This is a genomic window from Victivallaceae bacterium, assembly GCA_036659455.1.
Taxonomy (GTDB): Bacteria; Chlamydiota; Chlamydiia; order Chlamydiales; family Chlamydiaceae; genus JAVXCN01.
The window spans coordinates 133006-158438 of record JAVXCN010000002.1 but is presented as its reverse complement, the minus strand read 5'-3'; the positions used below and the strand labels follow the sequence as shown (position 1 = coordinate 158438).

The window sequence follows — 25433 nt, the reverse complement described above, 5'->3', positions numbered from 1 at the left end:
ATAGCGGGACATAACAATGACGGAACAACAAACAAATAAAAATATTCCCGTTAAAAAACTGGGTGTTATCGGTTTGGCAGGTATTGTCATAAGCTCGATGGTAGGGGGAGGAATTTTTAGTCTTCCTCAAAACATGGCTTCAACGGCATATGCAGGCAGTGTTTTACTGGCCTGGTTATTAACGGGAATCGGATTTTATTTTATAGCCAATACGTTTCGTACCTTATCCGAATTAAGACCCGATTTAAAAACGGGAATCTATATGTATGCCCGGGAAGGATTCGGTCCCTTTGTCGGATTTTTAATCGGTTGGGGTTATTGGCTTTGCCAAATTTGCGGTAATGTAGGTTATGCCGTCATTACAATGGATGCATTAAATTATTTTTTCCCACCTTATTTTTCAGGTGGGAATACCATACCAGCAATTATCGGCGGTTCGATTTTGATTTGGTTTTTCAACTTTCTCGTATTGAGAGGCGTGAGACAAGCTTCTTTCGTTAACATAGTCGGTACCATTTGTAAATTACTTCCCCTGATTATTTTCATTGCAATTATGGGAGTAGTTTTTAGGTTCTCCCAATTCGGAACGGAATTTTGGGGACCGAAAATACCTTCTGCTTTGAAAGGAGTCGGCATACAAATTAAAAGTACGATGTTAGTAACGTTATGGTCATTTATAGGCATCGAAGGCGCAGTCGTTCTTTCGGGAAGAGCCAAATCTCAAAATGCTGTCGGTAAAGCCACTATCCTCGGTTTCTTAGGATGTTGGATTATGTATCTTCTTTTGTCCATCCTACCTTTCGGCAGCTTGAGTCAAGCCGATTTAAGTAAAATTCCTAATCCGTCAACTGCCGGAGTTTTGAGTCAAATAACGGGAAATTGGGGGGCCGATTTAATGAACGTCGGCTTATTAATTGCCATATTAACCAGTTGGTTGGCATGGACAATGGTTACGGCAGAAATTCCTTTTGCCGCGGCGCAAAACGGCACTTTCCCTAAAATATTTACGAAGCAAAACAAACACTTATCACCTAGTGTTTCTTTATATATAACTAGTGCTCTTATGCAATTGGGAATGCTTTTAGTCTATTTCGCTTCAAACGCTTGGAATACGATGTTGAGCATTACCGGTGTTATGGTTCTTCCCGCTTATTTTACCAGTGCCGCCTTTTTGTATAAATGCAGTAAACAAGACTCGGAAACAAACAAAAACAAAAAATTAAAATGGAGCCTCTTTACTGGGATTTTAGGATCGCTATATGCTTTATGGTTAATTTATGCGGCAGGCATACATTATCTTCTAATGGCATGTATTTTCCTTACAGTTGGCATACCGATATACGTATGGACCAGAAAAAATTCGAAAAACACCTCATCCATATCGACAGAATCGACAGATATGACAAATACTCAACCACCGGTTACTAAAGTGCCTTTATTCGGTGTTTGGGGAATTTTGGGAACCATTGTTTTGACTCTAACCAGCCTCGCTACGATAACATTAGTTGTGTTTCCGCATATCGAAACTAAACTATCTCATCTTTCACAAACCTTTATTAAAAATATTTCAAAAGATCTTAAGAAATTTTAAGTTGAATAATTCCGTGAATCCCTAAAAATAAGAATTCACGGAAGTTTTCACTCCTTGACTTATTTAAGTTTCTTTTATATTTTGCCTTAAATCTAAAATAACTTTTGTCCCCTCATGAAAATTGCTGTTCTCGGTTCAGGCTATTCCGGATTAGCCGTCTCTTGGTTTCTCCTTGCTTTGACTCAAGGTAAGGCCACTATCGATATCTTTGATCCGGTTCCTCTTGGAGGCGGTGCATCCGGTCTGTCTTCGGGTTTATTACACACTTTTCCGGGATATCGTGCCCTAAAACCCAAATTGGCCGATCGCTGTCTTGAAGCTACTCACAGTTTAATTACTGCGGCCAGCAAATCCATTAAACAACCTATCGTTATATCAAAGGGCATTTTAAGACCTGCATTTGAAACGGAACAAATCAACTTATTCCAAACCAGAGCTTCCGAATATCCCGGTGAGCTAGAATGGTGGGATCGTACTAAATGTGAGACTAAAGTCATAGGATTAACGCTACCTGAAGAAGGTGGAGGCCTGTTCATTCCCGGAGGGTTGACTCTAGATAATGATGCCTATTTAGACGGACTTTGGAATGCATGTGCTTCTATGGGCACGCAATTATACGATGAATTAATCGAAAATTTAGATGACATTAAGGATTTTTATGATCAGATAATCATTACGGCTGGAGCTAATTGTGATCTGATTCCGTCAATGAAAAATATTCCGACTACAAAAAACAAAGGTCAAATCCTTGAGGTCAAGTGGCCGGAAGAATTACCAAAATTGCCTTTCAGTATCAATTCAAGAAAATACATGGTTGCCGGAACCCGAGAAAACAACATCTGTATCTTAGGTTCGACATTCGAGCATAATCAAATCGAAAACGAACCCGATCCTGAAGTCGCGAAACAAGAAATTCTAGAAAAACTTTTACCTATTTTCCCTGCTTTATCGGAAGCGGAGATTTTGAATTGCTATTCCGGATTTCGCTGTTCAAGTCCAACCAAAAAACCTCTTATCGGGAAAACACCCGAAGGCTACTGGTTCTTATTAGGTTTGGGTTCTAAAGGTCTTCTCTATCACGCACTATGCGGAGAAATGCTGGCTCAATCCATCTTAGCCAATACTCTCAGTTATGTTGATCTTGAACTTCTCTATTCAGCTCCTCAGAATTAAATTCATAAGAAAAATTAAAAAAGAAGGAAATTGAGGGTGTCAATAAAAGAGACACAGGCGCTACAAGGATCAGTACTTGGATAAACCCTTCCCAAGAATCATTGGGAGCCAGAAAATACAGATCCGACATAAAGTTTAATGAGCTCCTAATAAATTTAAACGAAACAAATAAAGGCGCAAAGGCAATTAAGAAACCGATGGCCTTCATAAATAAATTCTTTTTTGTCATCTTCAATAAATCGAAATAATCAATACCGTTTTTTAAAGAAAAAATCGGAACAAAAAGAAATAAAGAAACGAAAGATCCCCAGAATAAACATTGTACGACGGCTGCACTTATAAACGGAAGAAATGTCAATGCGACATGAAAAACCCTACCTAAAACAGGAAGCATCGATAGGAAGACACTCATCATAACTAAAATGACCATAAACGCGAATATGAGAAAAAAAGGAACGGAGATCATCAAAGAATTCCAAAGCTTTTTCCATTGTTTCGATAATACTTTCAGCAAGGTTTCCTTTTCTAAAGAATCTTCCAAAGCCAATAAATTAGTCACTATAATACCGACGGCGAAAACAAAGCTAAATGATAAGAAAAAACTTCCGGTGCTCATCACTTGTATCGTAAAACCTACGTGCGATCGATTGAGAAAACTGAGAAGCGATAAAAATACGATACCGAATCCGCATAAACCGAAAAAAATTAAAAAAAATCTAGATTTATTAAAAACACGCTTCAACGCTCTATAAGACATTTCCGAAAGCGACATATCCATAATCTTCTCCTCTAAATTAAGATAATAACGATTGTATTGCGATTCTTTCTTCAAGTAACTCTTCTTGCGACAGCATGATCCCACTTTCAATAAAATCATCCCAAACTATATCTTTTAAAATCTCATATCCACCGTTTCCGGTAGCTCGACAAGGAAATCCGAAGATCAATCCTTGAGATATTCCATAAAAGTTACCGTCGGAACAAACGCCGGAAGTAAACCATTCGCCTGCTTGAGGCACAAATAATGATTTCGCCGCTGCGCCCAAAGCTCTGGAAGCAGAACCTGCCGAGGATTTACCTCTAGCCTCTATAACAGACGCTCCTCTTTTTTGAACGGTTGGAACCATGACATTTTCCATCCAATCGCGATCACCTATCAACTGACTAGCGGAGAGACAATCTTTCCCGATGACGACTTGAGTGAAATCCGGAACCTGTCTAGCAGAATGATTACCCCAAACGATACATTGTTTAACATCATCAACAGGCACACCGACTTTATGCGCCAACATCGACTGCATTCTATTCTGATCCAAACGCATCATAGAATGAAAATTAGCCCGCTTAAGGTCAGGCGCGTGTTCCATTGCAATTAAACAATTGGTATTAGCAGGATTGCCCACTACAAATATCTTTGCATCGGGATTGGCACAACGATTCAAAGCAGCTCCCTGCGCTTTGAAAATTTTTCCGTTTGCCAATAAAAGGTCCGATCTTTCCATACCGGGCCCTCTAGGAAGAGCTCCAATCAAAAAAGCCACATTGATCTCGTCAAAAGCATCTTCTAAAGAAGTATAGTAACTAATCTTGGAAAGCAAGGGAAAGGCACAATCATCCAACTCCATCTTAATACCTGAAAGCCCCTTCTCCGTCCCAGGAATATCATAGACTCTAAGATCGATTAAATAAGAGTCACCGAAAACCTCTCCAATACCCAAAGAAAACAAAAAATTATATGCAATCTGTCCGGTTCCACCCGTTACGACGACTTTCAATGTTTCCAAAACGACCTCCTATCCGCTATCCACGGAACAACGATTATACAAATATAAGGAAACCGGAAACGAAATAACAAAAGTACACACGTCCCCTCAATACCCTAAAACGATAGGGTTAAAGAATCTTAGCAAAGATGAAAAATTAAGACTATCAACAAATCTTAACTAAAAAGACAAAGAATAAAAAAGAATCGTCCGATTTATCCAGAGACGAGAATTAGGACCCTTAAACATATGATGTCCTTTCCTCTTCTCTAAAATTCCGTAAACATCGAGAAAGCAAGAACCCAAAAACATACCTAAGGGACTCCAAATCAAATATAAGGGACCCATTATATCGGAATCTTAAAATATTTTTCAATATGAACGATCTTAGAATTTTTTAAGATCGGATAACCGTTTGATCAAAGCATCCGCCTCAGGAAAAACACCTTTTTGAATTCTTCCTGACATAATGTCTAATACCCGGCTTGCCAATACCTTACCCAGCTGAACCCCTTCTTGGTCAAACGAGTTGATTCCCCAACAAAATCCCTGAAAAATTATTTTATTCTCATAGAGAGCCAATAGATATCCCATAACGTAAGGATCCAAACGATCGAATAAAAGTAACGAATTCGGCCTATTACCCGGAAAATTTTTATTGGGATCATCGTCGATCTGCCCTTTTGCAAGAGCGATTGACTGAGCAAATAAATTGGCTATTAATTTTTGGTGCGATGTCGTTCCTTCGATGACAATATCCATGTCGCTCTGTTTCCGTTTGAATCCGATAAATTCAATAGAAACAATATCTGTCCCCTGATGAAGGAATTGATAAAACGAATGCTGTCCGTTAGTTCCGGGTTCTCCCCAAACTACAGGTGCCGTCGAAAAACCGAGAATTTGTCCTTTTCGATTAACTCGTTTACCGTTAGATTCCATATCACATTGTTGTAAATGTGCCGGAAATTGAAAAAGAGGTTCTGCATAAGGTAAAACGGCTAAAGTCGGTAATCCCAAAAAATTACGATTCCAAATTCCGATCATAGCCATTAATAAAGGAATATTTTTCCTGAAATCTGTTATCAAAGCCATCTTATCTACATAGGCGGCTCCTTCTAAAAATTTCCTGAAATTTTCATAACCAAGAGCAAATGACAAAACAACACCTCCAACCATGGAAGTAACCGAATAACGACCTCCTACATAATCCCACATATAAAAAACTTCAAGATAGTTAGAGGAATCATCCATCGGACTCTTTTCTTGAGTAACCGCTACAAAATGTTCCTTCGGATCAAGACCTCGTTTCTTAAACTCCTCAGCTATCAATTTTTCATTAACAGCAGTTTCCTGAGTTATCCCGGATTTTGATACTACTATAACTAAAGTCGTTTTCAGGTTGACGGTTTTTAAAATTGAATCCGCCGCATCGGGATCTATGTTGGAAAGAAAGAAAGCCTTATATCCAGGAATCGCAAAGGCTTCCAAAGCACAGTACACCGCCTTAGGCCCTAATTCCGAGCCTCCTATACCGATTTGTAAAACGGTATTGAAACGCTTTTCCTTATGAATACGATTGATAAAAGATTCGAGCTTATGACATTCTTTCGCAAATCGCTTCTCTTCTTCGGATAGATTTTCGGAAACGGAAACGTTTACCCAACTCCTTGCCGCGGTATGTAAAACCTTTCTGTTTTCACCGGACAAACCTCCCTCCATAAAGTTCATCACGCTACCTTTTTGCATTAATTCCATTTTTTCAATAACTCGACTCTCAATAGATAAGTCGAATAAGGCATCCAAAACCAATTGATCTAAGCGCTCCATTGCATAAATGTATGAACAAACATTATCATTCGCAGAGAAAAATTCCATACGTTCCTCAGATAAAGCACCTTCTGCCGTCAGATCATAGGGATGCTCAGATAATTCTTTTAATTTCCTTACGGAATCATAATTCGAAAAAGATTCGACGGACATACTTAAAGCTCCTCAAAAACAAAAATTCAATTCCATGAGACATTGATCATTCTCAAAGAAAAATGATATTATGCGTTTTATGATAGATCATATTTTATCTCAATTCCTAAGCTATTTGACTATAGATCGAGGCGTTTCCGCAAATACGATCTCCGCTTATATGAGTGATGTGAAAAAATATCTAGGTTGGTACAACGAAATACCAAATTTTTCAAGTGCCCGAACGACTTTCTTATTGTATATCGAGTCTTTACATGCTGAAAAATTTGCTGACACTTCCGTCGCCAGACATCTTATTTCTCTCAAGATATTTTTCTTTTACCTTAAATCCAATCGTCTTATCTCCGAAAATGAAATACCGAACTTCGAGCATCCTAAAATTTGGATAAAATTACCTTCAATCCTGACTCGTACGGAAGTTGACCGACTCCTTAACTATCCTGAAGAAAATTCCTTTATCGAACTGAGAGATAAAACCGTTATTAATCTCCTATACTCAACCGGAATTAGGGTGTCTGAGCTTTGCAATCTAAAATTAGCAGATGTTAACGATTCTTTCATTCGTGTTACAGGAAAAGGAACCAAAACAAGAGTCGTTCCTATCGGAACAAAAGCCTTATTATTAATTGATAAATACTTAGTAACATATCGAGATCTTTTTCAAACAGATGTTCTGTTTTTATCTTCTCGAGGGAAACCGCTCGATCGAATCACGGTTTGGAAAAGAATTAAAGTATATGCTCGATCTTGCGGATTACTTAAAACGATATCCCCTCACACCCTAAGGCATGCTTTCGCTACTCACTTGCTTGATAACGGTGCCGATTTAAGAATTATTCAAGAATTGCTCGGTCATTCGAACATTGCCACTACAGACATATATACCCATGTCTCTAAAAATACTATGATCGAAAAATTTAACCGCTTTCATCCACGTAATCATTAATCACATTTATAAAAAACGGTTCCGTCCTCTATATAAGTATAACAACGTGTTTTCCCGTTATTTGCGGTCTGAGGATAATAATATTCATTACCGAACTCATAGAAACTATAAGGAGGTCGTTCCGTTTCTCTTTTATTTTGATCAAGCGTACACTCCTTCTCTTTCTCCGTAGAAGAATCGTCAACGGGAGAAACGACTGCAGAAAAAATCCCTTCCGATTCAGTCGAATTTACGGATAGGAGCTTAGTATTCGGAGTTTCCGATGAAATTTCTCTATTCAAACTAATATCATCCTTGTGATCCGAGATTTTTCTCTCTAAGCACATTTCTTTAGATTCGATAGAGAAACCCAAACCGATAACTAACATTGCTCCAAGAAAAAAAATTTTCATAAAAACAAAATAAAAAAAATAAAAAACCTATCTCCATTTTAAACCGAAAAACAAAAAATTGGCATGCTTATATCAGAAAAATTATTTAAAGAATTATTGATAAAAAACTTAAAAAGAAGTGCCCGAGATAGGAGTTGAACCTACATGCCGCAAAGCACTGGATCCTAAATCCAGCGTGTCTACCTATTCCACCACTCGGGCAAGGGAGTCGAGTATCCCAGATGATATTATATTTGTAAATCAATGAATCATTTAAAAACTAAACATAAATTTTGCTTTAGGTTGCATGAAAATAGTGTTTTAGATAAGTTTGCGTTGTTTTAACCCTTTTGCTCCCGACAACTTAGAACTATGACTAATGGCGACAACATCTCTTATAATTCTGCATCATCCACAGTTTCAGGTATGATCAAATCCGAAGGTGCAGTCTCTTTAGAAGGAAGTGTCACGAACACAGGCGTCATGAAAACAATTCTCGGAGAGGTGATGGTCTCCTTAGAACCTGAAATAGTAAATCTCGACATACAGAATGTAGTCATGGAATGCATTTATTCCGTTTCACAGGCTCCCCCCCCCTTTACTAGTTCTCAACAATTATTCTTTGAGTCAAAATCTCTCGTATTTCTCAGACCTGAAGACATTAGCCTGGAAATTGAATTACAAACATTGTCCAAAGAAATAGACATGCTTCCTTTACATTCGGAATCATCATCAACTGTTTCGGTAATGAAACCTAATGTCTCTCCTTCAGAAGTTCCGATTAACGATATGAGATTTTCAACCGATAATCGCAAGGATTACAACCAAACTTCTTCATCCCAAACGCCTTCGAAATTCCATTCAAGTTTGGATTCCTTGACACAACAAATATCTGCAGCTCCGATATCTCATGTCAATAAGACGGCTGGGCTACAAGAAAAGCCTGTGAGAGAACAGCAAAAATCGAATAACATGTCGCTCTCTTTAAAAGCGGACAATGAAGAAAAAACTTTCGAAAGTTCGAAATCGGATCTTAACAGAGACTGTTCAAAAGATGAGCACAATAATCGTGAAGGAAAAAATTCTCAGGATGACGATTCTCAAGATCAGGAATCTCAAAACCGAGATGAAATCAATAAGAAAGACTCTGCAAGAGTTACTTCCGAGAAAGAAAAAGTATCATCCCCAAACCATCATCTTACAATTAATGATTTTCAATATCTAAGAACCGTTAAACCCATGGAGACGAGTCAACAAACTCTTGTAAAGAAAATGTCTTCTCCTCTAAAACTTTTTTCCGATATGGAAAGGAATAAATTTCTTCCTACACAGCCAAAAAAAACTGAAGAGGACGAAAACGTATTTATCAAATATATGAGGCTTATGGCTAAAATTTTAGGTCAAGCCGAAGCCGAAGCTCATGAGTTATATCTAAAAATTAAAAAACGCACCGATAATGTTGATATCCTCACCTTATTAACTTCAAAAATTAACTCTGAAAAAGGAGATATTGATTGGAAAAATGATGAGGAAATGAAGCTGTTGATAGAAAAAGCTCGAGAGCTCGGTGTGGATATCCCTGCAAATAAGTATACCTGGAACGAAGACGAAAAAAAACTTCTTAAGGAAAATATTCAAATGCGCAAAGACAGTTTGGAGAAAATTACGCAATTGGAAAGGACCGATATGCAGCGTTATCTTCAAGAAGCCTCTCAATGCCATCAGGGTAGATCCAACATTTTGAAATTATTAAAAGAAGTCATAGATACTTTCATATATAATATCAGGCCATAGAGAATCATTTATGCAAGCTTTGAATCAACTCTTAGAAAAAATTGCGAAACAAAAAAAAACGAGCTACCCTTTCCCTGATGATCTTGAAAGATACATGCAAGATTTCGTTCCCTCTGAACTGATGAAAGAAGAAACTTTTCAAAAAGTTTTTAAAATAACTACTGAAGAACTTGAAAGAGTTTATAAAGAAGGTTATGGGTTCTATTTAAATGAAAATTACTCCCAAAGTATAACGATTTTTCGTTGGTTAGTCTTTTTCAATCCCTACGTTTCAAAATTTTGGATAGCTTTGGGATCTTCTCTTCACATGAGTAAGGAATATGAAAAGGCTTTGCATGCCTACGGGATTACGGCAATACTTCGTACTCAAGATCCCTCTCCTCATTATTATGCTTATGCCTGTTACAGCTTGTTAGAAGAAAGGGAAGAAGCAGAAAAAGCACTTGAGATTGCTTGGGAAAAATCTCAAAGCCCTATTTATGAAAAAATTCGAAGTCAAATTTTGAAAATAAAAAAACAGCAAGCTATCTGTTCAGAGGTCTGATTTATGACATCATGGCTATCTGAGCGTTATGAAACATTGAATTCGACATATTCTTTTTGCAATTATAGTGACGGTTTCATACCTAATTTACCTGAATCGCAGGCTAATGCGATAACTAAAACTAAATGTCAACAAATCACGGCAAAGTTATTTTCAAGATTCAATTCACAAAATGAATCTTACTATGAAAAACAATTTGCTGAGTCACGATCTTTTTATCATTGTTCCGATACAAGAGAAAAATACATATTATTCGGTTCGTCACAAAAAGCAATGCCTTATAATAAGACAGGAGAGCGATCACGTCCTATCCCTCTAAATCATCTCCTTTTTAAATCCGTCACGAAGACTCCAGAAAAAAATCTCGAACCTTCGCGTCCCATGTTTCCTATGACAGATGCTTCGAAAAATATTATTCAAAACACTAAAAACTCTCCTCAATCAAATATTCCGGAAACATTAATCCGCACTTCTTCGGAAAGAATGCATCTTTCTCAACTTCGGGAGGTCCGGCTCAAAACGGAACCCGCTAAATCCTATGGCTTGGGTAGCATTACAAAATTTCCGGAACTTTTAGAAAATCGTCTAAGCTCTTTTATTTTTGACAAACCTTCTTCTTCGGGAGAAGATCAGGGAGATCAAAGAGATCAGGGAGATCAAAGAGAAAGTTCCGAGCAGCGGGAAAAAGAAGATGAATTATCCCAAATAATGGGTATGAAGACAAAGAAAACACCGTTTTCTTTCATGTATGCAAAAACACAAGCACCGGATGCAACATCGACGGATATTATCATTTCACCTTCTGCAATCAGGCCGATTTTACCTCTACCGAACACAGGTATATTTGCTTTATATTATATATTAACAAAACAAGGTATCTTGTCCGATTTTTCGGCTTATTCGACTTATAAGAACGAGATGGATTTCAATCAAAAAGAAATCGATGCCACCTATAGTCAAAGAATTGAGCAAATGCGAGAAGCAATTGAAAAAGAAACGACGGTCAAACGATGGGGAGTATTAGGTAAGTTTTTGTCTTGGATGGCTTCATTTTTAGGTAGTATTTCCGGATTGATTTTAATTTTTTCGGGAGTCGGTGCAATTATGGGAGCGGGACTCTTAGCTGCAGGACTTTTTAGCTTAGTGAATTCCCTTATAGAATGGACTGGCGGATGGAATTATATAGCTAAACTTTTACCTGGTAATAATGTAGCTAAAAAGCGTGCCGTGATTTCTTGGATGAAAATCGGTATCAGCGCTATTTGTCTGGTTTTATCTTTGATTACTTGTTTTGCCACTGGAGGCATCTCTCAAGCTATCCGAGCGGCACAAGCCATTCCTCAAACCATCATAACAATCTTAATGAGCGGATTCGGGGCAGCTATCATCGGAGAAGCCGTTTCGTCATTCCGTTTGTTCAATTCCGTGAGTGAAATAAAAAAAACAGAAAGACATTTGGAACTACTCTATCATACAAGGGATGATCTAAGCGAAAAAGCCCAGTCCGACGTAGACTCTATTGAACAGCTTTTCGATAGTTTTTCGACAGCGCTTGATCTTGAAAGAGAAATAGCTCGAACCGATGATATTTTTTATCATTGATACCGAACTACTCATAATTCATAAAAAAAAGATTGCGTTTGAGATAAAAAAAATCTCGAGCCTATAATCTTCATCTCAATTTCTTAAAATATAGGTATTTATATGAGTATATCGTCAATAGCCCCCACATTACAGCCAAATGAAGCTTTCATACAAAATCAAGAAGGGGTAAATGAAGGAGAAAACTCTTCGGAGTCTGAAACAATAATTGCTTCGTCTTCCACAAACAACGGCATTTTATTAGCAAATTCCTCTAAAGCAAGTTCTATTTCATTACCTGCGATTGTGAGCTCGAATATCGATTCTGTGCGTTTGAATCAACTAACATTCAATCAACAAATGCTCAGCATTTCTAATGCTCGCGGTTTTTTAAGAAGTCAATCTTTTACTTTCGGAGAAAAGCATTCAACCCCTCAACATAAAAGTGCAATGAGTTCGTCTCAAAATGCTTCGGAGCAATCTTTAATAACAAGCTCAACGGCCAATCAGGCGTCGGTTTCTCAAAATAAATCACTACTCGAGTGTCATACATGCGTTTCAAGAAATCAAGTCGATGTTTCTAGAGACCTGACGTTTACGGTAAGCTTCCCCATCGTTCGCTCTCAATCCGAAAATTGCTTATCGGTAACCGGTCAATTACTACACGTTCCAGTATATCGCTCAACTTCTTTAAGAGATCTTAAACCACTACGATCTCAACAAGAAGTTGAATACAAAGAAGAAACCACGTCGACAACTAAAACTAAAGGAGTAAGAGGACCACTTATTACCAAATCTGAAATCGAGCAAGAAAAACTCCAATCGGATCATGAATCCCTAGAAACGCAACATGAAAGTTCCGGTGAGAAAGAAGGTCGTGAACAACATGAGGGTTCTTCTTCCGAAGAAGATGACTCACTTAACTGTGCCGATATCGACAAGACTTCAGAGACTGGCAAGACTCAAAAAAAACCGATTACTTTGGGAAAAGTCGTACGAGATTTTGTCATCTTTTCTTTCGCGGAATCTATTTTATCTCAGATTTTGAAGCTACGTGTGTCTCATCTGGATGTTTTACGAATATTCATAGAAGTTATGAAGATCTGTATCAAAAGCAGAGGTATTGAGCAAAATTCCAGATTAGAGCAACGGTTACTTCAACTCACACATATGGGAAAGGTAGTCGATAGCTTTAAAGCTCAGGGTCACACTCTCTTGATTTCCGGTATCGTAGCAGGAGTTATGGCTGTCGTTTCCGGAGCAGCTCCAATTATCGGAAATATAAAAGGAGAGTCAATTCTCAATAAGTTGGGAATGGTTTTTTCCGGTTTAAAAAATATGGAATCCGAAAAATTCTTTGAAAATACAAGTAAAATCACTTTAGCTATTTCAGATATGAGCAAAGCCACTGGACAAGTTCAAACCGCTTTTTCGGAAAGTCATCGTAGTTATGACGAGCACCTAAAAGAATCTTACAAAGTAGATGCGGATGAACGAACTCGTAATATCGAAGACATTAAAGACAATTGGAAAAATTTGGAACAATTTATCTATCAATCTCTACAGATGTACCACGATACTACGAGATCATTGTATCAATAACGGACATTCGTAATCGGATTCTTTTACATTCTTAAAAAAAACGGTTCTTCCCCAAGGGAGGCGTCCGTAAAGGATTTTCGTACATCGAAATCCTTCTTCTAAAAAGTCCGTAATAGGATAGGAGGCCGTAATAACTACGGCCCCCTTATTTAGAAATTTTAATTTTTCAGCGGTAGCTCTGATTATTTCAGATGAATACGAAGTGCCGTAAAAATAAATAAAGGTAGCTTCTTTAGGATAATCAATCGTAAAATCACTTCTGATAAATGAGAGTCGGGAAGCAAAAAACAGTCTTTGAACCTTAGAAGTGAAAAGTACAAAACGCTCCATACGTTCCATGCCTATGACTTTTTTACACTTTACGAAATAATAAACCCAGAAAGAAACACGACCTAATCCCGAACCGAGATCACAAAAAACATCCTCTGACGTCAGTCCGAATGTTTCGAATAACCGTTTCAATAAAATAAGAGGTGTTTCTCCATAAACATTTCCGGAATCCGGATTCGAAGATGATTCCCTAGCCCGTTTAACTTCCTTGTAAGGATTAAAAAAACAGCTACGTATAAAAATAATCAAATCAATAAGTGCAAAGACAGGATGTCTCAAATAAAAAAAAAACAATTGATACAGAAGTCAAAAAAGGAAAACCAACTTCTTACAAAAATTTTAACCAAAATAACATCCTTAACAAAGGCATAATTCCTTCGGCAGTTCAAAAACAACATCTTCTTCAACATAAGTGATGTACTCGATTTCAGAGATCCCTAAATCTTTTAATACGGTAATACAGGATTGAACCACATACTCAGGAGTTGAAGCTCCCGCAGTTAGTCCTATATTCGAATAATTTTGAATAAGATCCATAGAAATTTCGGAAGAATCGCCTATTAAGATCGCAGGAATTCCTCTACGAATAGCTACCTCACACAGTCTATTTGAATTAGAACTTTTTTTATCTCCAATAACCAATACCAAATCTACACGATCTAAAATAGCTCTTAAAGCTCTTTGTCTATTGACTGTAGCATAACAAACGGATGAAGTAGGAAGCGTTTGAAGAGTAGGATATTTTTTCAATAAAGCATCCGAAATAAGTTTTACGTCATCTAAACTTAAAGTCGTTTGTGTAACACAAAAAACTGGTTCATTAAAGTTAGGCAATGTCTCTACATCTTCAATATTTTCAACAACGATAACATTTTCCGGAGCTTCTCCTCTTATACCGATAATTTCCGTATGATTTCTATGTCCGATTAAGATAATTTGAAAACCTTTTTTAGAAAAACGTTTAACCGCCGAATGAATTTTAGTAACTAAACCACAAGTAGCATCAACTTCCTGTAGGCCTCTTTTTCGAGCTTGCTGACGAATTTCCGGCGACACTCCATGAGCTGAGTAAATTACTCGCTCACCACAAGGAACGATATCCAAATCTTCTATAAAAAGAACTCCTTTATCTTGTAAAGATTTTACAACATGCTCGTTATGAACGATCTCATGTTTAACATAAATGGGAGGCCCCCATTTAAGCAAAGCAGTCTCAACAATATTAATAGCCCGAACAACTCCGGCACAAAAGCCTCTGGGATTTGTTAGAAATAATTTCTTCATAAAAACAAACGCTGATTTTTAAAATTAATAACCAACCAAAAAGGATTATCCAACAATAGCAGATAATCCTTCTTTAGGGCTTCTATTATCAATTATTTATTCAATAAGCTTTATTGAATAACAAAGTGCGGATCTGGATCCGAAGCATTCATTCCTGAATTATGCTCTTGAATCCAAGATAAAGATAAATTTTCAACATTTTGCACATAATCTTTATAATCCCCGCTTTTCAGATCGAAATTCGTCAAATTCAAGATCACATCAGGTGTTACTCCCACATTCTCTATATAAGAGCCATCCTTTCTAAGAGCCATAGATCCCGTCAATGAACAAGAATTAATCCCGCTTCTGTTAGGGAATTCTACTTGATAGACAAATCCACCAGCCCCTGCCGTAACTTGTCCAATAAGAAGAGAACGATCGTTATCCTTCATAATTGCAGGCATAAGATCCCCGCAAGAATAGCACTCTTCATTAATTAACATAATAATCGGTTTAGTATACCTGTAGTAAGGATTCGGATAAACTTTATCAAATCCAAGCAAGGGCAAAGGATTAGTGAAAGAATATCTACCGAATTCCCATTCTCGAATAATTTTTTGAGAAAAATCTTTAATAGCGCGTGCCGAACGAATATCGGTGACAAGCCCCTCTATATGCTCTCCAAGCACTGCTTGCGCTTGATAATCCGTTGCCACATCTTTCAATGTTTCTAACCAATTAACACTCGATTCTACTTCTTCTTGAGTAATCGTCATATGATGTAACGGGAGCCTTACCGGTTGATCAATCAACATCGAAATTAATCCGTACATATAGAATACGCTGCCACCAGGATTATTTTGTTGATCGATAATTAACCCATCAGTATGCGCTTGCATGAAAGAAACTATCTTTCCGAATAATTCCCATGGCTCATCCACCGCATCTTGCATTTCTTCCCAACTATAGGTAGGTATTCGAATAAAACCGAGGTTCTTCGATATACCAGCTGAATCGACTACTTTGCAAATATAGGCACGGAAAGGTCCTGTCGCTTGTTCCCATAAAACGGAATGACCGAAATAAGGTAAAAAGCCTAACTTAGCTCCTAAGCCGTGTTCTCTAAAAGAAGATTCCCAATGTTTCCTGAATTGCCAAAAGAAGGGCATCATATCCGTTCTAAGCGATTGACTTACTGATTGAGTCTTTTTCTGATCATGTTTAAAAATAGAGCGAACTGCGTAAGGAGTAGGAATATGCGTATGAATATTGAGAAGATCTTTCACTTGTTCCGGAGTATAGTGCCAAGATACGACAACATTTTTTAAAGACCCATCCGATTTCCTTAACAATAAAGAGGAACAACCAGAAGGAACATATGAGGCCCCACCAGCTTTTGACACAAAAGTCAGACTTCGAACTGCATTAGAGAGATCGGTCAATCCTCCTTTTCCTTTCATCTTATAAGCAATAACACTTCTAATCGGAACTCCGTCAAATTCAATAATCTCATCTCCGATACTCAATCCATTGATATTGGATAAAGCATCAACAACAAATACGCTCCCATTTACGGTTCGCTTTAAAACCAGGGGTAAATAAGAACGCTCGGTAGCGAAAAAATGAATACCCGCATGATAATCTTGAAGGGATTCAAAATATTTGAACATGCCTTCTTGTATATGGGAAACTTTGAGATAATAATGCCAAGATAACCTGTCCCGAAAATTTTGCAATTCCTTTTCTGCACTCCACCCAAAAATTTTTTCTTTCCATGAGATAGGCGCATACTTTGTATTCACCAAATGATTGATGAAATCAAGATCTTGAAGCCCATTGAATAAAATACTTTGAGAGTTGTCGCAAACTCCATATTTTTTATTTTCTCCACAAATCCCATTAAAATTAGAGACAAGTAAACAAAAGGCTAAACTAACAAATAATTTTTTCATAACACTCCTTCAAAGCAAGCAAAACGGAGAGCATGTTAATAAATAATCGAAAAAAAAGTAAATACTATAAACCCAAAACACCGTTAAGAACGAAATAAGTGACTAAACCTCCGAAATATCCCAAGATAGCTACCAAGGAAATTTTTTTAAAATACCACAAAAAGTCAACTTTCTCTATCCCCATGTAAGCTACGCCAGCAGCTGAACCTATGACTAAAATACTTCCTCCGGTCCCCGCAGCATAAGCAATCAGTTTCCATAACGTATGATCCGTGGGTAAATCGTACATTCCTATAGTAGCGGCTACCAAAGGTACATTGTCTAAAATGCTCGAAACCAATCCTATGACAACGGCAACGTAATTCCTACTAGGAAGCAATCGATCCAAAAATTCCGAAAAAGAAAATAGTATTTTTCCGTATGTTAAAGCATTGACAGCCATTAAGATTCCGATAAAAAACGTAATCGAAGATATATCTATTTTCGTTAAAATATAAGGGACTCTTAAATGGGAACGACTTTCTCCATGAGGGTGATGTAACCAATCACTAGCTAACCACACAAGCCCCAATCCTAACAAACCTCCCATAAAAGGAGGCAAACCCACACAAGTTTTCCAAACCGGAACCATCAACAAGGAACCTATTCCTAAAATGAGTATTACGTAGGCTCCGGGTTGAGGATCCGATTTACTGACATTGTCATGCATTGCAATATGCCGTTTTTTCAGAAATAGTTGAGCCACTAATCCGGAAACTAGGGCACATATGGCACTTGGAAAAAAAAGAGATTTGATAATACCCCAAGAAGACACTTTGTTGTTAATCCAAAGCATCGTCGTCGTAACGTCACCTAAAGGAGTCCAAGCACCTCCGGCATTCACTGCAATCACACAAACCGCACCTAATATCCAACGATCTTCTCTATTTTTTACTAAGCGTTTGAGTATCGAAACGATAATAATAATCGAAGTCAAATTATCCAATGCGGCCGACATAAAGAAAGATATACCGATTAATAACCAAAGTAAACTATAACCCGAACTAAATCGAAAACAACGAACAAGAAGTTCAAATCCTTTGTGAGCGTCTATGAGCTCTATAATAGCCATAGCGGCAAAAAGAAAAAATATGACCTGAGCCGTATCTGCTAATTCCAAAGCCATTTCTCCGGAAGAACCGTGACCGAGATGGAAAAAACAAAACAACCACATCATTCCACCCATAATGAGAGCCACCGCCGACTTATTAATTTTTAAAAAGCCTTCGAAAACAATACCCATATAACCGATAAGAAACAAAGAAGCCAATTCCAACAACAACATACGCTCTACCACATCTTCATAAATTAAGATCACGCCACCAATATACTTCAATTGTTTAAAAGAATGGGAATGATACACCGTGACCCGGACAAGGAAATTATGCACCTAAGTTCTTTAATAAGTCAGAAAAAAATCTAAAAATTAAACAAAAAATCAAATATTTTGTTTCTGACATTCCATTAATCAAAATACTTTAAAAAACTATTCCGTATTAATTAATGACCGTGTAAAAATTTTACTCATTGAGACAACTCCGCCTCGAAAAAAAAAATTATGAAATATACCTGGTCGTTAAAACATTTCATTCCAAGAATTTTCTTTTGTTTAAAAGAAGGTTACTCTCTTAAATCTCTTAAAAAAGATTTAATAGCCGGCATTACTACCGGAGTAATAGCTTATCCTACAGCCATTGCCATAGCAATTGGTGTCGGACTTCCTCCGCAGCAGGGATTATATGCAGCTATTATCGGAGGTTTCATTGCTTCAGCGCTTGGAGGAAGCACATTATTGATATCCGGGCCCACCAGTACTTTTATTATCGCTCTTTATTCCGTTCTGGCTAAACACGGATTTGACGGCCTTATTCTGGTTACCGTGCTTTCCGGGTGTTTACTCATCGGATTTGCTCTAATCGGACTGGGTAATTTCATTAAGTATATGCCTTATCCGGTCGTGACCGGTCTCACTACAGGGATCGCCGTTATCATTTTTTCGGCGCAAATTAAAGATTTTTTGGGATTAAGAATGGGAGACAATCTTCCCGTAGAATTTTTGTCTAGATGGAAAGCTTATTGGGATTATTTATGGACCTGGGATCCCAAGACTTTAGCAGCCGGTTTGCTAACTCTCCTTATTATTATTTATTTCAAAAAATATAAGCCAGGCTATCCGGGCGTGATGATCGCTTTAGTAGTGGTTAGCGTCGGAGCTACTTTATTTAATATTGACATTCCTACTATCGGAAGTCGATACGGAGCACCACCTTCATCTTTTCCGCTGCCTTCGTTACCGCATTTCGGTTTAACAAAAATTCTTGCTCTTATGCCGGATGCTCTTACAATCGCAGTCTTGGCTGGTATAGAAACCTTATTATCTGCGGTTGTCGCAGACGGCATGACCGGAGAAAGACACCAATCCAATTGTCAATTAATGGCTCAAGGATTGGCTAATATAGGAAGCGCGTTCTTCCAAGGAATACCCGTCACCGGTTCCCTTTCCAGAACGGCAACAAACATCAAATCCGGAGGATTAACTCCTCTTGCAGGAATGATTCATTCTCTATTCCTTTTTGTAGTACTGTTTCTTTTATGTCCTTTAACGGTGAAAATTCCTCTGGCATGTTTGTCGGCGGTGCTAATCATGATTGCTTGGAGCATGAGCGAAATTCATCATTTCGTACATCTTTTCACTGCTCCGAAACAAGATGTCCTGGTTCTGATTGCCGTATTTACTCTTACGGTATTGACCAATATTACTTCGGCCGTACAAATAGGAATGATGCTGGCAGCCTTTTTATTTATGAAACAAATGAGTGATCTTTCAGACGTTGTTTCAACCGCAAATTATTTCGACGATACTAAAACCTCTTCAAAAGAAGATTCGGAAATTTTAATGAAACAAGATATTCCGGACGACACCGAAGTTTATGAAATTAACGGTCCTTTTTTCTTCGGAGTTGCCGACCGATTAAAAAATTTGCTCAATGACATAGAAAAACCTCCTAAAGTTTTTATTCTAAGAATGAGTCGAGTTCCAACTATAGACGCTTCAGCTATGCACGCACTTGAGGAATTCTATCTGGAATGCGAAAAACAAAACACCGTGCTTCTGCTTTCGGGAGTCAAAAAAACTCCTTTAAATGATTTAAAAGGATACCACCTGGACGAGCTTATCGGAGAAGACCATATCTTCTCTAATTTGAAAGATGCTCTCGATTTCGCTAAGGCTCTAGTAAGGCTGGAACAAAAATCTCTTTAAAGATTACCCACCATGCTTTTCGGATCCGTTAATGCATCGAAGTCTTCTTCGGAAAGAAAACCTAAAATCAAACAAGCTTCTTTTAAGGTCAGATCATCATGAAAAGCTTTTAAAGCAATTTTCGAACAATTGTCGTAACCTATCTTAGGAGACAAAGCCGTGACTAACATGAGAGAAGAGTTGACATATTCATTAAGCCGTTTTTCATTGGCTTTTAAACTGAAGACAAAATTTGCAGCAAAAGAAGTCATTGCATCCGATAACAGAGTAATCGATTGCAGACAGTTATGAGCTATCACGGGCTTAAACACATTAAGTTCAAAATTTCCTCTAGAACCGCCCATAATCACAGCTTGGTTATTCCCCATCACTTGAGCACATACCATATTCACTGCTTCACATTGTGTAGGATTGATTTTTCCAGGCATAATCGAAGATCCGGGCTCATTTTCCGGAAAAATGAGTTCATGAAATCCACAACGGGGTCCCGATCCCAAAAAAGCCAAATCCGTAGCTATTTTTGTTAACGAACAACTTAAAGTAACTAATGCACTATGAAAGAATACTAAGGCATCGTGACACGAAAGAGCGGAAAAATAATTGGACGCACGAACAAACGGTTCATTAGTTTCTTTAGATAAATAATATAGAATTTTTTCTATAAAACCTTTAGGCACATTTATTCCTGTTCCTACTGCAGTAGCTCCTATAGCCAACTCATATAAACCGGTTAAACAAAACCCTATACGTTCTAAATTCTTTTCTATTTGATCAACGTATCCTGAAAATTCCTGTCCCAAAGTCATGGGAACGGCATCCATCAAATGGGTACGTCCGATTTTGATTAAAAATTTGAAATCGAGACTTTTATTTTTCAAAGCATTTTTTAATTTCTCAATAGCAGGGATCAATAACTTTTTCGTCTCCAATACCACGGCAATGTGCATAGCAGTCGGATAAACATCATTCGATGATTGCGATAAATTAACGTGATCATTGGGGTGTACTGGGGTTTTGCTCCCTAAAATGCCTCCATGACGTTTAATGGCGAGATTAGAGATAACTTCATTCATATTCATGTTCGATTGAGTACCGCTTCCCGTCTGCCATACTTTTAAAGGAAAATGTTCTTTAAATTGGCCTGACAATACGTCATCCGTTGCCGATACAATCATATCAGTGATGCGTTCCGAAATTAATCCTAAATCTCGGTTAGCCAAAGCTGCACATTTTTTAATCAAAGCCAAAGCATGAATAATGGGCTCCGGCATAACTTCGTGTCCCCAAGAAAAAAAATTCATGGAACGAGCAGTTTGAGCTCCATAATAAGCTTCTTCGGGAACGAACACTTCTCCCAAACTATCTTTTTCTTTGCGCAGCCCCATAAAGCACCCCTCTAAGAACAAATCAAATTACTTTGTAATATTTATTACGTAAAGTTACAATCATTTCTCATTTTAAAGGTAGTTTTTTTGTGAATAGAAGATTATCTATTTTAGGTTTGTTTTTTTTAGTCGCTCTATTGTTTTTATGGGAATGGAGCTCTAGAACCAATCCTGCTTTAGCCCTAATGTTCCCGCCTCCTTCAAAAATCTGTGAATCCATTAAACAGTCTCATTCGATTTTTTTCCATGAGGCTCTCGTAACGATTAAGGGTATGATCGGAGGATTTTTGGTTGCTCTCGGATTGGCGTTTTCTTTTGCCATAGTCATGGACAGATTCAAAGAATCAAAATCTTTTTTTCAACCTATATTCGTAGCTTTTCAATGTTTGCCTTTATTTACGCTGGCGCCTTTAATCGTCCTTTGGTTCGGTTGGGGAGTTCAAGCAGTCATTATTCCTAATGCATTAATGATTTTTTTTCCTCTTACGTTAACCATATGTCAAGGATTGAAATCAGCTCCGAACGAGCTTGAGGAATTTTTTAACGTTCACAAAGCCACTTACAATCAAACTCTAATTAAATTGAGATTGCCTTTCGCCATACCTCATATTTTCTCGGGATTGAAAATTGCCGCCGCCGGCGCAGGTTTTGGAGCTATAGCCAGTGAATGGGTAGCCGGCACTTCCGGATTGGGCATTTTAATTCTTGAAACAAGAAGAAATTACGATTTGGAAATGACTTTTGGAGCCTTATTTACTTTAAGTGTTCTAACCATCTCTTTTTATTCATTAATTTTGTATTTGGAAAAGGTATTTTTTCGTGCTTTCAGAATTACGAAATCGGAAAAAATAAACTCAAACAGAAAATCCCATCCGAAATGTGTTCTAACTGGATTGACACTAACTCTAGTGCTTGTGGGGATTTGGATCTGTGTAAAACAAAATAAAAGCGAAAAAATATCAAAAGTCGGTTTACGGAAAACGGAACTGTTATTGGATTGGTTGCCTAACGTTAATCATATTCCTTTATATGTAGGGAAAGAAAAAAAATTTTTTGAAAATCGAAATATAGATCTCTCGATAAGAAAGTGTATCGATGGCGGGAATACTCTCTCTCATCTGCTGTTTCAAAAAGCCGATCTAATCATACAAAGCACAACGGGAACGGTTAAAGCGTATCTTAAAGGAAGTCCGGTACAAATTATCGGACAGCTTATAGAACTTCCTTTAAGCGGGTTAATCTATCGAAAATCCGACGTTAAGATAAACGATATATCCGAACTGAACGGAAAAATTTTCGGTTTATACTTTAATAGCCAAGATCCCAGCGTTTTTTTAAATAATCTTAAAAAACACGGTGTTGTTCCTAAACAGGTTAAAAATGTCAGTGCGGATTTAATATCTCCGATGGTATTAAAAAAAATCGATGTCTTATACGGTGCCTTTTGGAATATCGAAGGCATCAAATTAGAATCTCTCGGATTAAAATTAAAAATTTTCTCTCCCAGTTCTTACGGAATCCCCGATGCTCCTCAAATGATTATCGTAGCCAAACAAAAAACCGTTTTTTCAGAAAAACACTTTGTTTCTTCTTTTCGCAAAGCTCTCAATGAATCCATCAATTTTTGCATCCATAACCCCGAAGAATCTCTGCAAATTTTTTTTAAATACGCACCTCAAAACAAAAAGATCCAGAAAAACATGGCCCTTCAATGGGATAAGACACTCCCTTTGCTGGCAAAAACACAAGATAAAATCGACGACCGAATGCTATTTGAAATAAGTGATTGGTTAACAAAAAACAATTCCTTGAAAGGATTTTCGAATGAACGTTCTCAAATCGATTTGGAATCTTTTTAATTATCCGTATTTTTGACCCGGATTAGCCAAGACATGTGCTAATTTCACCATAACATCTCGAAGCACTTCGATAGGCTTTTGATCGGCTTTTACTCTAGAAATAAGGTGTGAAGGGTAAAAACTAAGAAGGCCGGTGATCTCTCTGTGATAATTGTCGAGTCGTCTCTTCAAAACATCTATATTCATGTCCTCAACTATTCCTCGATCATGAATCAATTTTCGAGTCCTTGTCAGAAGTTCCTGTTCATCACGAACTTCCAATACAATGATATGTCTGACTAAAAGATAATTTTCCAATAATTCAGCTTGCTTAACGGTCCTTGGTAATCCATCGAGTACAAGATCCTGCCTATCCGGAGAAAAGCGACCTGTAGCAATCAGTCCTTGTACATAATATTTCCAAATAGTAACAACGTCGTCATCGGGAATTAAAAGTCCCGCAAAAGCATATTTATGAAAAAATTGTCGAATTAAAGATTCAGTGGGATATGAACGAAAAATTTCTCCTAAAGACAAATGCACTTGACTTCCGGCATTATTTAAAAAATTGCCAAGCATATTCTTGCCCGAACCAGGAGGACCGAAAAGTAAAATCGACGAAAATTTTTCCGTGTATTTCTTAACTGCATCTAAAATTATTTTATCGACCATAAGCGTATTCTAAACAAAACCGAAAAAAAAACCATGTTTTCATAATTTAATATTGTAAAAAATGTTGAAAATCATGGAAACTCTTCTCATGTCTTCTTTTGACTTGCATTCAGTTTTTATTTTGGTCTTTACGGCAGATGCTTTAACGAATGGGCAGATTATTCATCGTTGTTTATTGAAGAGTGAAAAATCTTCACGTTTTTTCATGTTAAGCTTGATTGCTTCGTTGTTAGGGATGTTTGTGCTTTATTTCATAGCCCTAGGAGCTCTTTACGTATTACAAACGCCCTCTTCAGCTTTAAAGTTTACTTCTGGCGTCGTGATTCTTATTTCCGGACTCAGATCAGCTTTTAATAAAACCGATCTAAAGGATTGGGAAACTAAGTTAGGGCAGGATAGCAAACCGTTTGGATTTTTCGCTCCGGTTGCCATGCCCACAATTGTCGGTCCTTCTTGGTTTGCTGCGGCCTTGCTTTTAATCATTCCCCCATATTCAACTATCCGTAATTTACAAAATATTCTTTGTGCTTGGTTTGTTCTAGGTGTTAGTCTTATTTTAATGCATCTCGTCTTTAAAAAATTTATGACCGATAAATTTTTTAAAGGATTTCAAGCAGTCATTGGTTTGGTTATCACGATAATCGGCGTTCAAATTATTCTTGACGGATTGCAACTGGCTCTAATACCTTCTTATTGATTATGAAAGTTTTGCTCAATCTAAGTTTATTGTTTTATGTTCTTTTTAACGCGCTCGGTTCTATTCCTGCTTTCGTTACTTTATTAAAAAATTTCTCTCTAAAAAGACAGTCGGAAATTATTATTCGAGAGATGATCTTTGCACTACTTGCAATTCTCGTTTTTATTATTATCGGTGAACAGTTTTTTGATTTGTTTAACATAAAATTCTACGGATTTCAATTAGGTGGGGGATTGCTTCTTTTTTTGGTGGCTTTGAAAATGGTTTTCGTTAGCCCTCTTTCGACTGAACTTTCCGAAAAAACCAAGACAAGTTCCAATAAAGAACCAATCTTCTTTCCCCTTGCTTTTCCTATTATAACGGGTCCGGCCGTTTTGACGAATTTATTAGTCTATATGCAAAGCGGTGCACATCCTAAATTCATCATTTTAACAGCTATTTTGATTGCTTGGATGGGCTCGCTATTCACGCTTTTATTATCCGGACCTATTTATAAAGCTATGGGGAAAAACGGATTATATGCTTTAGAGAGAATATTCGGTCTGTTGTTGTTACTGATGGGAGGAAATCTGATTATCAAAGGGTTTTTTTCAGCCTTTAATTTAACCCATTGTTTGAAACAACTGGGTCTTTCTTAGTTCGGTATC

Annotated in this window: 21 protein-coding genes and 1 tRNA gene; 11 read left to right on the top strand and 11 right to left on the bottom strand. The window is 37.4% G+C overall.

The window, feature by feature from the left end:
- Positions 1 to 16: 16 nt before the first annotated feature.
- Together RSA43_04740 and RSA43_04735 are read left to right on the top strand one after the other, a co-directional pair.
- Positions 17 to 1591: an amino acid permease gene (locus RSA43_04740; protein MEG2496580.1), complete on the top strand. Its 1575-nt coding sequence runs from the start codon at positions 17 to 19 to the stop codon at positions 1589 to 1591.
- Positions 1592 to 1705: 114 nt separating this feature from the next.
- Positions 1706 to 2764, top strand: coding sequence for an FAD-dependent oxidoreductase (locus tag RSA43_04735; GenBank protein ID MEG2496579.1), 1059 nt, complete (start codon positions 1706 to 1708; stop codon positions 2762 to 2764).
- Here RSA43_04735 and RSA43_04730 read toward each other — a convergent pair.
- The 3 genes from RSA43_04730 to RSA43_04720 all read right to left on the bottom strand — a co-directional run bounded on the left by RSA43_04730 (position 2718) and on the right by RSA43_04720 (position 6507).
- A complete protein-coding gene (locus tag RSA43_04730; GenBank protein MEG2496578.1) occupies positions 2718 to 3542 on the bottom strand; it encodes a hypothetical protein in 825 nt (274 codons plus the stop codon). The genes RSA43_04735 and RSA43_04730 overlap by 47 nt on opposite strands.
- 16 nt (positions 3543 to 3558) lie before the next feature.
- The gene (locus RSA43_04725; GenBank protein MEG2496577.1) at positions 3559 to 4548 is read right to left on the bottom strand and encodes a malate dehydrogenase; all 990 of its coding nucleotides are present in this window, start codon (positions 4546 to 4548) and stop codon (positions 3559 to 3561) included.
- Between the two features lie 366 nt (positions 4549 to 4914).
- Entirely contained in the window at positions 4915 to 6507 is a 1593-nt protein-coding gene (locus RSA43_04720; GenBank protein ID MEG2496576.1) for a glucose-6-phosphate isomerase, read from the bottom strand.
- A 70-nt stretch (positions 6508 to 6577) separates the two neighbouring features.
- Here RSA43_04720 and RSA43_04715 point away from each other — a divergent pair, with 70 nt between their 5' ends.
- Positions 6578 to 7453, top strand: a complete 876-nt coding sequence (locus RSA43_04715) for a site-specific tyrosine recombinase (GenBank protein MEG2496575.1) — start codon at positions 6578 to 6580, stop codon at positions 7451 to 7453.
- Here the strand turns inward: RSA43_04715 and RSA43_04710 are convergent.
- Together RSA43_04710 and RSA43_04705 are read right to left on the bottom strand one after the other, a co-directional pair.
- Positions 7450 to 7734 carry a hypothetical protein gene (locus RSA43_04710; GenBank protein ID MEG2496574.1) on the bottom strand — a complete coding sequence of 95 codons (285 nt, stop codon included), beginning with the start codon at positions 7732 to 7734 and terminating at the stop codon, positions 7450 to 7452. The two genes, RSA43_04715 and RSA43_04710, sit on opposite strands and share 4 nt — an antisense overlap.
- A 230-nt stretch (positions 7735 to 7964) precedes the next feature.
- Positions 7965 to 8046: transfer RNA gene (locus tag RSA43_04705), tRNA-Leu, on the bottom strand.
- Between the two features lie 204 nt (positions 8047 to 8250).
- On the opposite strand from RSA43_04705, the gene RSA43_04700 reads away from it, so the two are divergent.
- From RSA43_04700 to RSA43_04685, 4 genes are all read left to right on the top strand, one after another.
- The gene (locus tag RSA43_04700) at positions 8251 to 9618 is read left to right on the top strand and encodes a hypothetical protein (protein MEG2496573.1); all 1368 of its coding nucleotides are present in this window, start codon (positions 8251 to 8253) and stop codon (positions 9616 to 9618) included.
- Positions 9619 to 9628: 10 nt separating this feature from the next.
- Complete coding sequence (locus RSA43_04695; GenBank protein ID MEG2496572.1) at positions 9629 to 10162, top strand: SycD/LcrH family type III secretion system chaperone; 534 nt, start codon at positions 9629 to 9631, stop codon at positions 10160 to 10162.
- 3 nt (positions 10163 to 10165) lie between these two features.
- Entirely contained in the window at positions 10166 to 11764 is a 1599-nt protein-coding gene (locus RSA43_04690; GenBank protein ID MEG2496571.1) for a hypothetical protein, read from the top strand.
- Positions 11765 to 11866: 102 nt separating this feature from the next.
- Positions 11867 to 13345: a hypothetical protein gene (locus RSA43_04685; GenBank protein ID MEG2496570.1), complete on the top strand. Its 1479-nt coding sequence runs from the start codon at positions 11867 to 11869 to the stop codon at positions 13343 to 13345.
- Here RSA43_04685 and RSA43_04680 read toward each other — a convergent pair.
- From RSA43_04680 to RSA43_04665, 4 genes are all read right to left on the bottom strand, one after another.
- On the bottom strand, positions 13331 to 13954 hold the full coding sequence (locus RSA43_04680; protein ID MEG2496569.1) for a hypothetical protein: 624 nt from the start codon (positions 13952 to 13954) through the stop codon (positions 13331 to 13333). The genes RSA43_04685 and RSA43_04680 overlap by 15 nt on opposite strands.
- 78 nt (positions 13955 to 14032) lie before the next feature.
- Entirely contained in the window at positions 14033 to 14959 is a 927-nt protein-coding gene (gene ispH, locus RSA43_04675; GenBank protein MEG2496568.1) for a 4-hydroxy-3-methylbut-2-enyl diphosphate reductase, read from the bottom strand.
- 110 nt (positions 14960 to 15069) lie between these two features.
- Positions 15070 to 16893, bottom strand: coding sequence for a protease-like activity factor CPAF (locus RSA43_04670; GenBank protein MEG2496567.1), 1824 nt, complete (start codon positions 16891 to 16893; stop codon positions 15070 to 15072).
- A 64-nt stretch (positions 16894 to 16957) separates the two neighbouring features.
- Complete coding sequence (locus RSA43_04665; protein ID MEG2496566.1) at positions 16958 to 18295, bottom strand: NhaD family Na+:H+ antiporter; 1338 nt, start codon at positions 18293 to 18295, stop codon at positions 16958 to 16960.
- Positions 18296 to 18490: 195 nt separating this feature from the next.
- On the opposite strand from RSA43_04665, the gene RSA43_04660 reads away from it, so the two are divergent.
- A complete protein-coding gene (locus tag RSA43_04660) occupies positions 18491 to 20194 on the top strand; it encodes a SulP family inorganic anion transporter (protein MEG2496565.1) in 1704 nt (567 codons plus the stop codon).
- Here RSA43_04660 and fumC read toward each other — a convergent pair.
- Entirely contained in the window at positions 20191 to 21579 is a 1389-nt protein-coding gene (gene fumC, locus RSA43_04655; GenBank protein ID MEG2496564.1) for a class II fumarate hydratase, read from the bottom strand. The two genes, RSA43_04660 and fumC, sit on opposite strands and share 4 nt — an antisense overlap.
- Positions 21580 to 21668: 89 nt before the next feature.
- Between fumC and RSA43_04650 the strand changes: the two genes are divergently transcribed.
- On the top strand, positions 21669 to 23438 hold the full coding sequence (locus RSA43_04650; GenBank protein ID MEG2496563.1) for an ABC transporter substrate-binding protein: 1770 nt from the start codon (positions 21669 to 21671) through the stop codon (positions 23436 to 23438).
- Here RSA43_04650 and RSA43_04645 read toward each other — a convergent pair whose 3' ends face one another.
- The gene (locus tag RSA43_04645; protein ID MEG2496562.1) at positions 23439 to 24089 is read right to left on the bottom strand and encodes a nucleoside monophosphate kinase; all 651 of its coding nucleotides are present in this window, start codon (positions 24087 to 24089) and stop codon (positions 23439 to 23441) included.
- A gap of 88 nt (positions 24090 to 24177) precedes the next feature.
- On the opposite strand from RSA43_04645, the gene RSA43_04640 reads away from it, so the two are divergent.
- Entirely contained in the window at positions 24178 to 24786 is a 609-nt protein-coding gene (locus RSA43_04640; GenBank protein MEG2496561.1) for a MarC family protein, read from the top strand.
- A 2-nt stretch (positions 24787 to 24788) separates the two neighbouring features.
- Entirely contained in the window at positions 24789 to 25424 is a 636-nt protein-coding gene (locus RSA43_04635) for a MarC family protein (GenBank protein MEG2496560.1), read from the top strand.
- The last annotated feature ends 9 nt before the right edge of the window (positions 25425 to 25433 follow it).